Annotated in this window: 9 protein-coding genes and 2 pseudogenes; 2 read left to right on the top strand and 9 right to left on the bottom strand. The window is 59.1% G+C overall.

What is annotated here, in order from left to right:
- Positions 1-3 precede the first annotated feature (3 nt).
- The 6 genes from glgA to AB4N43_RS03415 form a co-directional block, all read right to left on the bottom strand.
- Entirely contained in the window at positions 4-1,590 is a 1,587-nt protein-coding gene (gene glgA, locus AB4N43_RS03440) for a glycogen synthase GlgA (protein WP_027923475.1), read from the bottom strand.
- Between the two features lie 565 nt (positions 1,591-2,155).
- A complete protein-coding gene (locus tag AB4N43_RS03435) occupies positions 2,156-3,109 on the bottom strand; it encodes a D-2-hydroxyacid dehydrogenase family protein (RefSeq protein WP_194939990.1) in 954 nt (317 codons plus the stop codon).
- Positions 3,110-3,122: 13 nt separating this feature from the next.
- Complete coding sequence (locus AB4N43_RS03430) at positions 3,123-4,148, bottom strand: alpha/beta fold hydrolase (RefSeq protein WP_059180921.1); 1,026 nt, start codon at positions 4,146-4,148, stop codon at positions 3,123-3,125.
- Positions 4,149-4,233: 85 nt separating this feature from the next.
- A complete protein-coding gene (locus AB4N43_RS03425) occupies positions 4,234-4,668 on the bottom strand; it encodes a YqaA family protein (RefSeq protein WP_027923478.1) in 435 nt (144 codons plus the stop codon).
- A complete protein-coding gene (locus AB4N43_RS03420) occupies positions 4,668-5,114 on the bottom strand; it encodes a DUF411 domain-containing protein (protein ID WP_027923479.1) in 447 nt (148 codons plus the stop codon). The genes AB4N43_RS03425 and AB4N43_RS03420 overlap by 1 nt, the downstream gene beginning before the upstream one ends.
- A 232-nt stretch (positions 5,115-5,346) precedes the next feature.
- Positions 5,347-7,338, bottom strand: coding sequence for a methyl-accepting chemotaxis protein (locus tag AB4N43_RS03415; protein ID WP_027923480.1), 1,992 nt, complete (start codon positions 7,336-7,338; stop codon positions 5,347-5,349).
- 381 nt (positions 7,339-7,719) lie between these two features.
- Between AB4N43_RS03415 and AB4N43_RS03410 the strand changes: the two genes are divergently transcribed.
- On the top strand, positions 7,720-8,250 hold the full coding sequence (locus AB4N43_RS03410; protein ID WP_027923481.1) for a hypothetical protein: 531 nt from the start codon (positions 7,720-7,722) through the stop codon (positions 8,248-8,250).
- Positions 8,251-8,294: 44 nt separating this feature from the next.
- Here the strand turns inward: AB4N43_RS03410 and AB4N43_RS03405 are convergent.
- Positions 8,295-8,414 (bottom strand): annotated as a pseudogene (locus AB4N43_RS03405) (aldo/keto reductase); the annotation flags it as partial.
- Between AB4N43_RS03405 and AB4N43_RS03400 the strand changes: the two are divergent.
- Positions 8,402-9,130 (top strand): annotated as a pseudogene (locus AB4N43_RS03400) (LysR substrate-binding domain-containing protein); the annotation flags it as partial. The pseudogenes AB4N43_RS03405 and AB4N43_RS03400 overlap by 13 nt on opposite strands.
- Here the strand turns inward: AB4N43_RS03400 and AB4N43_RS03395 are convergent.
- Both AB4N43_RS03395 and AB4N43_RS03390 read right to left on the bottom strand, forming a co-directional pair.
- Positions 9,119-10,054 carry a GNAT family N-acetyltransferase gene (locus AB4N43_RS03395; RefSeq protein ID WP_027923484.1) on the bottom strand — a complete coding sequence of 312 codons (936 nt, stop codon included), beginning with the start codon at positions 10,052-10,054 and terminating at the stop codon, positions 9,119-9,121. The pseudogene AB4N43_RS03400 and the gene AB4N43_RS03395 overlap by 12 nt on opposite strands.
- Entirely contained in the window at positions 10,054-11,343 is a 1,290-nt protein-coding gene (locus AB4N43_RS03390; protein WP_059180918.1) for a phenylacetate--CoA ligase family protein, read from the bottom strand. The genes AB4N43_RS03395 and AB4N43_RS03390 overlap by 1 nt, the downstream gene beginning before the upstream one ends.
- Positions 11,344-11,370: the final 27 nt, after the last annotated feature.

Raw genomic sequence — 11,370 nt, 5'->3', positions numbered from 1 at the left:
CTCTTACTGTCGGCCTGATTTACCCAAGGCCTTGGCCACAAGTTGTTCGTAGAGTTCGGCGTAGGGTTCCACTGCCTTGCACCAGTTGAACGGCGCAGCCATGGCCCGGCACCGCATGGCATGCAGCAGGTCGGGGAAGGCGAACACCTTGAACGCACGGCTCAGGGCTTCCTGATAACTCTCGACGGTGGATTCATCGAAGAGGAAGCCGGTCACGCCATTTTCAATGGTGTCAGCCAGGCCGCCGGTGTTGCGCGCGACCGGCAACGAGCCGAAGCGCTGGGCGTACATCTGGCTCAGGCCGCAGGGTTCGTAGCGCGAAGGCATCAGCAGGAAATCGCTGCCGGCGAACATGCGTCGGGCATCGGTCTCGTTGAAGCCAATGCGCACGCCGATCTGTCCTGGAAAACGCAGGGCCAGTTCACGCATCGCTTGTTCTTCTTCCGGTTCGCCACGGCCGATGATTGCAATCTGCCCGCCGGATTTAACGATGTACTCGGAGACCGCTTCGGTCAGGTCCAGGCCTTTTTGATAGACCAGGCGCGAAACCACGGCAAACAGCGGACCTTCGGAATCGGCCAGGCCGAACAATTCGCGTACGTGCGCGGCGTTCACCGCTTTGCCGTCCCAATCACCAATGCTGAACGGGCGGAACAGGTGCGAATCCGTGGCCGCGTCCCAGCTTTCATCAATACCGTTGGGAATACCGCTGAGCAGGCCTTGCTGGGTCTTGGCAGCGAGAAAACCGTCCAGACCACAGCCGAAGGCCGGTGTGGTGATTTCCTGGGCGTAGGTGGCGCTGACGGTGGTGATGTGGCTCGAGTAGGCCATGCCGGCCTTGAGGAACGACATCTTGCCGTAGAACTCCATACCCTCCTGTTGCAGGGCGTGCGCGGGAATTCCCAGTTCAGGGCAGGAGCCGAGGCTGGTGACGCCTTGATAGGCCAGGTTATGAATGGTGAACAACGTTGGGGTGCGCTGCCCACGCCAGTGCATGTAGGCCGGCGCCAGGCCAGCAGGCCAGTCATGGGCGTGCACCAGATCCGGGCACCAATGAATTTGTGCGAGATTGGCGGCGATATCGGCGGCAGCGAGGCCCAGGCGGGCGAAGCGAATGTGGTTGTCTGGCCAGTCGCGGCCATTGTTGGCGCCGTAGGGCGAACCTTCACGCTCGTAGAGTTCGGGGCAGATCAACACGTAGATGACCAGACCGTCCGGCATGTCCATGCGCCCGATCTTGCAGGGCGGCAGTGCGGCGTGCCCACCCAGTTCACCAATGATGTGGATCGGGTTTTCGCTGTGCAGCACTTGCGGGTAACCGGGAATCAGCACCCGCACATCGTGCAACTGCGCCATGGCCCGTGGCAGGGCGGCGGAGACGTCGCCCAGGCCGCCGGTCTTGACCAGGTCGGCAATTTCGGAGGTGACGAACAACACTTTCTTTCTATTTGGATTCTGACTGGCAGCCGGTGCCAGCGTCTTGGTTCCCGGGACGCTGATGGGGTGCGCGCTCGGTGCATTGACGGCGCTCGATTCGCCGACCTGCTGATGAGCACGCTCTCCCTGAATATCTAAAGCCGCACTAATCATATGAATCTCCCGTGGTGTTGATCTAAAGCTTAGGTCTGGCACAAACGGTGTGGCCAATTCCTGTGGCCGGGCGCAAACGCGCACGCATCGTGGCAAATGCTGCCCAATGCGGTGAAGCAGATGGGTTGGAGGGGCCGTTGCAAGGAATGCACCAGTCGCGTTAGCCCTACCTTTAACCTGACCCCTGGCCAGGACTGAAAGTTTCGAGTTTTTTACAACCAGATGACCGACCGGTTTTACCTCGCGAAATTGAGTCTAGGCCAGATCCTAGAGCGGGGCGGGTCATCTGGTGAAATTGTTCGACAATCAGTTTCAAGAGGGTAAAAGAACCGCGCGCGCAGGGGGAAACGCACCGACGAAGGGCAGGTTTATTTTTGGGAGTGGGTCAAAATGGGACTGGTGAGTCACGAAAATGGGCGAATTGGGAGGGGGTGGTGCACTGTTGCGGTGCGTTTGGTTCGGGTTGATGGGGGGATTTGATGGCCTCATCGCGAGCAGGCTCACGCCTACAGGTATGCGGTCCCTTGTAGGCGTGAGCCTGCTCGCGAAGAACGAAAACTCGGTATCAGGTGAACAACCGAATGGGTTTACCCGCCGACCACGCCTGAATGTCTTCGATCATCTGCGAAAAGAACAGCTGGTAGTTCTGCCGGCTCACATACCCCACATGCGGCGTCGCCAGCACATTTTCCAGCGTCCTGAACGGATGATGTTCAGGCAGAGGCTCCACTTCAAACACATCCAGCGCCGCACCGGCCAGGCGATTCTTCTGCAACGCCTTGATCAGCGCTGCCTCATCCACAATCGGTCCACGGGCGGTATTGACCAACAGTGCCGTGGGTTTCATCCAGTCCAGCGCCTGGGCGTCGACCAGGCCACGGCTGCGGTCGCTGAGCACCAGATGCACCGACAGCACGTCGGCCTGCTCGAACAGTTCCTGCTTGCTGACATAGGTCACGCCGACTTCGGCAGCCGCCTCGCTGGTCAGGTTCTCGCTCCAGGCAATCACCCGCATGCCGAACACTTGCCCGAACTGGGCGACGCGCTTGCCGATGCTGCCGAGCCCGAGGATGGCCAGGGTTTTGCCGTGCAGGTCACCGCCCAGACCCTGCTGCCAAAAACCCGCGCGCAAGGCGTTGGCTTCGGCCACGAGGTTGCGGGTCGCTGCCATGATCAGCGCCCAGGTCAGTTCCGGTGCAGCATGTTTGTAGCTGTCGGTGCCGCAGACCTGAATCCCCAATGCAGCGGCTGCTTTGAAGTCCAGCGCCGCATTGCGCATACCGCCAGTCACCAGCAGCTTGAGTTTTGGCAACCGACGCAGCAGGTCCTCATCGAACCGGGTGCGTTCGCGCATCACGCAAATCACCTCGAAGGCACCCAGATGCTCGGCCAGGGTTTCGTTGTCGGTGGGGTAGTCATGGACGAAACTCACCTCGCCAACGCTGTCCAGCACCGACCAGTCCACCACGTCGCGTGCGACGTCCTGCCAGTCATCGATCACCGCAATCTGCACCGCCATCAGCCTTACCTCATCAATGAACGGGGTTGGTTTTGTTCAGCCAGTCGAGCAAGGCCTTGTGGAATTGCGCCGGTTCTTCCATTTGCGGCGCGTGGCCCATGCCGGGGAATTCAATCAGGGTCGACTGTGGAATCAGTTTTGCCACTTGTTTGCCCAGCACGTCGTAGTGACCGAGCTTCGCCTTGACCTCAGGTGTGGCGATGTCACTGCCGATGGCCGTGGTGTCGGAGGTCCCGATCAGCAACAGCGTCGGCATCTTCAGGTCTTTGAATTCGTAATACACCGGTTGAGTGAAGATCATGTCGTAGATCAGCGCCGAGTTCCACGCGACCTGCGTATGCCCCGGGCCTTTGTTCAGGCCGGCGAGCATGTCGACCCAACGATCGAATTCCGGCTTCCAGCGGCCACCGTAATAGGTGTTGCGCTCATAGGTGCGGATGCCGTCGGCGGTGAGTTTGAGCTCACGCGAGTACCATTGATCGACGGTGCGGTAGGGCACACCGAGGGCTTTCCAGTCTTCCAGGCCGATGGGATTGACCAACGCCAATTGCTCGACCTGCTCGGGGTATTGCAGCGCATAGCGGGTAGCGAGCATGCCTCCGGTGGAGTGGCCGAGAAGGCTGGCTTTCTGGATGCCAAGGGCTTTGAGCAGTTGCTGGGTGTTGGTTGCCAGTTGCTGGAAACTGTACTGGTAGTGCTCGGGTTTGCTCGAGGTGCAGAAACCGATCTGGTCCGGGGCGATGACCCGATAGCCCGCCTCGCTGAGGGCTTTGATTGAACTGTCCCAGGTCGCACCGCAAAAGTTCTTGCCATGCATCAGCACCACGCTGCGGCCATTGGCCTTGCCATGGGCGGCGACGTCCATGTAACCCATTTGCAAGGATTTGCCTTGGGACTCAAAGGCGAAATGCTTGACGGTGTAGGGGTAGTCGAAGCCCTGCAATTGAGGGCCGTATTCCGGCCCGTCGGCGTGGGCGACGAGGGGCAGTGCGGCGGTCAGCAGCAGGCTGGGCAGCCAGCGGGAGAGGGCGAGGGGCATGGGTGAACTCCAAAGAAAACCTGCCGATGCTGGATCGGCCTGATTAGGGCGACATTAAACACAGGCAATCGCCGCGCTCGATCGTTCAACCCATCCAGCCCAGCGTGGCCAGGGCCAGCACGCCATAACGGGCGGCCTTGGCCAGGGTCACCATCAGCAGAAATCGTCCCAAAGGTTCGCGCATGACGCCGGCCACCAGCGTCAGCGGGTCACCGATAATCGGCACCCAGCTCAGCAGCAAAGACCAATGGCCGTAGCGCTGATAGTGCTGTCGAGCCTGTTCCAAGTGACGAGGGCTGACCGGAAACCAGCGTCGGTCGCGAAACCGTTCGATACCGCGTCCCAACCACCAGTTCACCAACGAACCGAGTACGTTGCCCAACGTGGCGATCGCCAATAGCGACCAAAGCCAATACCGGTCGCTGAGCAACAACCCCACCAGCACCGCTTCGGACTGTAGCGGCAGCAGCGTCGCGGCACCGAACGCTGCGAGAAACAGCCCGAGGTACGCACCGGACATCAATGGGCGGGGTAGTCCGCCACCACCACATCACTGCCGTCCTTTTTCAGGCCGATCACTTGATAGGCATCGCTCATGCCATCCATTTCCATCCCGGGCGAACCCATGGGCATACCGGGTGCGGCAACGCCCAGCAGGTCGTCACGCTTGCTCAGCGCCACCACCTGGTCCGCCGGGACATGGCCTTCGACGAACTTGCCATTGATCAGCGCGGTATGGCACGACGCCAGACGCGGTGGCACACCGTGCTGCTGCTTGAATTCGCTCATGTTGGTTTCGACGTGGTCTTCAACCTTGAAACCGTTAGCTTCGAGGTGGCTGATCCATTTTTTGCAGCAGCCGCAATTGGCGTCGCGGTGCACTTCGATGGGGATCAGGTCGGCGGCCTGAGCCAGGGAGGATATAAAAAGGACGCTCAGGGCGGCCAGACGCAGAGGGGTTCGCATGGGAAGGTCTCGACTCGGTGGCGGTCAAAAAAAGAGGCATTTTGACCAGTTTAGCCACGGATGAGGGGCGAGATTGTTTCCAAGTAATGCAAAGACAATGCAGCCAATGCAAAACCCTGAGGGAGCGAGCTTGCTCGCGATGGCGGTGTGTCAGTCAACAATGATGCTGACTGGAGGGCCGCTATCGCGAGCAAGCTCGCTCCCACAGGTTTGCTCCAGGCTTTTCAGGTACTCAACGAACCTTGAACCGCCCCATGATCGAACTGACGCGCGCATTGGCGTCCACCAGTTGCCGGGTATTCAACTCGCTGGCCTGACCGCTTTTCACCAGTTCATCCACCATGTGCCGGATCTGCACCATGCTGCGGTTGATCTCTTCGGTCACCGCACTTTGCTGCGAGGCCGCGGTGGCGATCTGCGTGCTCAGGCCGTTGATGTGGCTGACGGAACCGGCCATTTCATCCAGGCCCGAGTTGACCCGCGCTGTCGCGTCGGCGGCGGACTGGCAACTGGCCTGGGTGTTTTCCATTGCGGCGACCGACGAACTGACGCCTTGGGTCAGGCGCGTGAGCATTTCATTGATTTCCGAGGTGCTGGCCTGGGTGCGGCCGGCGAGGGCACGGACTTCATCGGCGACCACCGCAAAGCCTCGGCCTTGTTCACCGGCCCGGGCCGCTTCGATGGCTGCGTTCAATGCAAGCAAGTTGGTTTGCCCGGCGATGGCACCAATCACCCCGAGAATCTCGGTGATGCGTTGCGCGTCCTGCTGCATGCTTTCGACTTTGTGGGTGGCACTCGCCACTTCCTCGATCAACGCAACCACGCTGCTCGACGCTTCGCCCACCACCACCCGCGAACGGTCGGCGTTTTCGTTGGCGCGCTTGGTGAAGGCCGCTGTCTCGGCGGCATTTTGTGCGACGCTTTCAGCGGTCGAACTCATCTCGGTAATGGCGGTGACGGTCTGATCGGTTTCCGAGGCATGGCGCACCAGAATCTGACTGGTGTGGGCCGAGGTGCGTTGCAGGTTGTCCAGGCTCGAGGCCATGGCGCCGGTGGCCTGGGTCACTTCGCCGATCATGTTCTGCAAGTAGACGATAAAGGCGTTGACCGAGTGGCCGATGGCGCCCAGTTCGTCTTCGGCGCGGATGGTGATGCGTTTGGTCAGGTCGGCGTCGCCGGCAGACAGCGCATCGATATTGGTCTTGAGGATTTTCAGGCGCTGGACCAGTTGGCGAATCGCGTAGATCTGCAACAGCGCCAGCAGAATGACCATCGGGATTTGCAACAGGCTCAGGGTGCTGAGCACGTCATCACGCTGGGCGGTGATCAGTTTGCTCGGCAGGGCGGTGGCGAGGAACCACGGTGAGCCTTCGATGGGGCGCATGAAGAAGGTGCTGTCTTCGCCGTTGTTGTCGAATTCGACGCGCTGCGATTGGTCACGGTTTTGCAGGCCGGCTTTCACTTGGCTGGCGAACGGTGAGTTGCCCGCCAGTTCACTGATGTTTTTCAGAACGATGGGGCCGCTGATACGCGAACTGTTGCTGATGATCTTGCCGTCGGCTTCGACAATCAGCATCTCGGCGCCAAGGTCTTTTTCCTTTTGCGCGATCAAGTCATTGAAGAAGCCCAGCGTCACGTCGATGGTCGACACGCCGTACGCCACGCCATTTTTCTGAATGGCCATGGCGCAGTTGGTGCGCGGCTCGGCACTGGCGTCATCTTTATAGGCCGCCGCCCAGGCACATTGGCCACGTGGCGTTTGCATGCCGCCCTTGTACCAGGCCTGGTCGTAGTAGTTCGGTGCGGCGTCACTGTTCCAGAACGTATTGACCGCCAGTTTGCCCGAGGCGTCACGGTGCCAGAAGGTGCTGAATTTATTGCGCCCGGCTTCACGTTGGCCCGGCAACGGCCAGATCCCGCCGCCAAAGACTTTCAATTCACCGTACTGATCCACCAGGCCTGGCAATACCGTGTCAATGCCAGCGCTGTCGAGTAAGGGAATGGTTTGGGTGATGCTGCGCTGTTGTGCCTGAACCTTGTTCAGTTCGCCCTGGATTTGTCGGGCGACGTCGGCGATGCGGTTGAGGGCCACCTGTTCTTCGGTATGGCGCAGTTTAGGCGCGACCAACTGGCTGATTCCGACCACCGTCAGCGCGAACAGCAACAGGATAAACAGGACCAGAAACAGCGTGTAGCGAGCCTGGATCGAACGGAATGTGGGCATGGGACCGGTCCTTGTGTGCAGCATTTTTATTATTAGGTTTGGAGGGGGCATCGCTGCTTCATCGGGCTATCGGCTTGGGCAGGGATAGCTTTAGGCACGATCGTCCAGGAACGGGCATCAGCGGAAAGCGGTAGGTATCGAAACGGATACAAACAAACTAACCGAGACGTACAAATCGCTGGGTTAGTTGTCTAGACCCCTCCAGGAAAGTTCGTCTAGGGCAATAAAGCCGGGCACTTGCCAGTTTGTATCTGAAATGTACGGAAATTGTAAAAATGAGCAAATAGGGGTTGGAGTGGCCAGTTGCCAGACCCGATACTCGCCCGCTCCAAACCCACTCAAGAAGGATCTGAATATGGTCACGCAGTCGGAAGCTCAGTCATGACAATCGGCAATACTGGGGGATGGACGGCCAAGGCGGGTCTACTGGTGCAGAACACTGGCGGCGGCAAGCCCGTGACGCACAGCGCCAGGGTCAAGCAAATGCTCGCGCTGGTGGGCACCAATCCAAATGCGCTGAACGCGGCGAGGATGGATGAGCAGAAAATATTCAGGAACGTAAAAGGCTTCGACCCGGAAAATGTATCGTCCAAACAATTGGGCAATCTCAGTGCATTTTTACGTGGCAGAGGCCTGATCTCCGATATTACGTCGATGACCTTGATGAACGCCGGGGACAAGTTTGACCGGTTCGGGGTACAGAATGATCCGGATGCGAAGTTCAATGCGCTGGAATACTTCGCCACGCAACTGGACACCATCCAGAACAACAGCATCAAGGGCGATAAATACGCGGTTGGCCTGATCCCGGAATACAAGACCGCCATCTACGTCCTGCAAAACCTGGCCACTTATGGCAAGGGCAATGGCACGACCGCTCCTACGGACAAGGGTGTCAGCTCCAAGGCGTGAAAGGTTGCCGGCCCGCTCAGGGTGGAGCGGGCCAGGCACTGTTGCTAGCGGTCCAGCAACTTCATGACTTCCTCGGGGTAACGCAAGCCTGCGGTGGCATTGGCGGGGAATATCGACTCCAGCGCTTTCAATTCATCTGCGCTGAGTTTGACCTCCAGTGCTGCGGCTATTGGCGGACCTGGAAGAAACTGAAGCGGTGTTTTCCGCCGCTCGACACAATCCCAAAGGGTTGCTGCGGGTGGACATGCCGGCAGGAATTGGGCGCTTGATCGTGATTCCGGCATTGCCGGCGTTCACCCGACGTTATCCCTTGATCGAGCTGGAAATCGGTTTGAATGATCGCCCCATCGATCTGATCCGCGAAGGGGTCGATTGCGTGTTGCGTGGTGGCTGCGCGCTGGATGATTCATTGGTGGCGCGGCCATTGGTCATGCTGGACCAGGTCACCTGTGCCAGCCCTGACTACTTGCAACGCCATGGAATCCCTCAATGTCTGGCAGACCTGGAAGGGCACCGGATGGTGGAGTATTTCTCCGGCACGACCGGTAAGCGTTTTGGACTGGAATTCCAGGTTGATGACGAAGTGCAACTCATGGATTTGCCCAAACAGGTGGCAGTCAACAGCGCCGACGGTTACCTGGCGGCGTGTGAGGCGGGGTATGGGCTGATTCAGACCCCGTATTACCACGTTGCTCGCCAACTCGATGAAGGCCGATTGTGTGAAATGCTCGGGAACGTGCCGCCACCGGTGATGCCGTTGACGGCGCTGTATCCGCCTCACCGCCAGTTGTCCCGGCGGGTGAGGGTGTTTGTCGATTGGCTGGTGGAGCTTTGCGCGCAGCCGGGCCTTAACGTTTACCGGAAGGGTTCAAGCGGCTGAACAGGTGTTGGCCTGTGCGCTGGCGTCGCGCTGCAAGTTATCGTGCAACTGTTGCATGTCAGGGCAATGCAGGGAGAGATGACGCGGCTGCGCCCCTCGGTGAAACAGCGCAAACCACCCGTTGCTGCGCAGGGCGGGCATCAATCCGCTGAAGGTGAAACCCAGCAGGGTCAAACGGTGCAGGTCCTCGGCAAAGTGGCGTGACAGCTCGATTTTGGCCGAGATGAGCCAATGGCTGGGCAACCTCCGGAGTTGGTCCAGCAATGCGTCGCTCAAACGCTGAATGACGACGACGTAGCGTTGGTGATTTTGCCTGATTTGCAACGGCATCGACGCTGGCGACAGCGTGGCCCGATAAGTCCCGAACACATCACACAAGCGTTGCATAAGCGTGCGACAACTTTCAGGCCACTGAACTTCGGGTAACGGACGTGTGTGCCCCTCGGCCAGATAACAGCCGAGCACCATGGTTTCCGGCAGCGGCCTGGTGAGCGGGGACGGCGCGTAGTCGGGAAGCAATCCCGTGCTGTGAAACCCGATGCTGTGGGCCATGCGTTGCGTGTGGGGATGGTGCGTGACTTGTTTGATCAAGACGTTCTTGACCTGTTGCGCCTGCGACTGCAACAACAATTCCCGACCCAGGTGTGTCGCGATACGCTGACCTCGCGCAGCGGGATGGACCACGCTCAGTGCCAGCTCGGGGATGTCCGACAGTGAGTCACGGCATAACGCGGCGTGCCCCAACACGCATTCGCCGTCGACCGCCAGCATCGAGAACCATTGGCCGCAGGCGTTGTGCTGACTGATCATGTTCGGCAGATAAACGTCCGGTCGAGGGTAATGATCCCCATAGATCTGGCGAAACAACTGACTTACGGCGCGTGCATCACCTGGCTGGAAGCGACGATAAACGAGGGTCGACATTACTGACGCTCCGTTGACGGCGAGTCATACGCGCGCACGTCCAGAACCCGCATCTGTTTGCCAGAGCGCGGGTGAAGGTTCAAATCGGTGGTTGCACAGGGCACCACGCGCAGTTCCATCAACCCTTGGCGATTCAGTTGCTCAATGCCGGGATAATGGGCGATCAGCGCTTCATGCAGCGCGCTGCAGATGGGGAGGGTGTCGGTGGATGGCATGGTGGGCACCCACTTCACCGTCACAAGGTCTATGACGCCCTCTTGCTCGATCACCAACTGCCATTGATCGCTGCCAGCGATGTGCTGCACGATCAACAGGATTTCGTCGATCAGCAACGACAATGTCCCGACCCGAACCCGTTGACTGTGGGCACTGCGTCCCTTGAGCGCGAATTTGCGCATCGGCGTGGCGCTTGGCTCGCGCCAGCAAGCGCGGTCACCCACGGGATACCGCAGCAGGGGCATGAGCCGGCGCGTAAGGTTGGTGACCACCAGCAAACCGGTACGGTCACACTCTTCGATGACTTCGCCGGTGTGTTCGTCGACAATTTCCAGCAGTGTGTGGGGTTCAAACGTCCGATGCTCTCCCAAGGCACAGTCACGGCTACTGGCCCCTATCAGGCCGGCATCGACGCTGGCGTAGCCGGCGGAGGCGATGCGCGCATTGGGAAGCGCTGTCTTGAGCATGGCGATTTGCGCGGGGAACAGGCTTTCGCCGCCGTACAGCAATGTATCGACGCCGCACAACACCCGTTGATGCCGACTCAGGTAGGCGGCAAATCGCAACAACTGGGCTGGAACGCCGGCAAGCACGTTGATCCGATGCTGATCTACAGCATCAGCCAGCACGTCCAGGTCGACATTGCCCGTGAAGGGAAACTCGCAAATGGAGTGTGTGACGTGCGCCAGTGAGTCGTGGAAGAACACGAAGCTGGCGTAAAGATCACCGGAAAAAAACAGATTGGCGACCCGGTCGCCGTTCTTCAGTTGAGAGGAAATGCTGTGTGCAAATGTGGTTACCAATGTCCGCCATTCATTGGGGGTATAAACGCTAAGTTTGCCTTGACTGGTCGAGCCCCCGGTTTTAAATACCAGGCCATCGTCGATACGTCCTGTCAGCACGGCCCAGTTATTCAAGTCGTGACTGTCTGCCCAATACTCATCCACGTTTATTAATGGCAGCGCGTTCAAGGTAACTTCGCACATGGGCAAGTCTTGCAGATGATTGCGGTAAAAGTTCGAGTGTTGCCTTATGAAAGGCACGAGTTGTTCAAGCGAATACATGGAATTCACGGGGCTCTCTTTATATCAGGCATGTCT

The organism is Pseudomonas sp. S2_B07, assembly GCF_054668435.1.
Note: the sequence above shows the minus strand (reverse complement) of the source record. Positions and strands in the feature narration are given on the sequence as shown.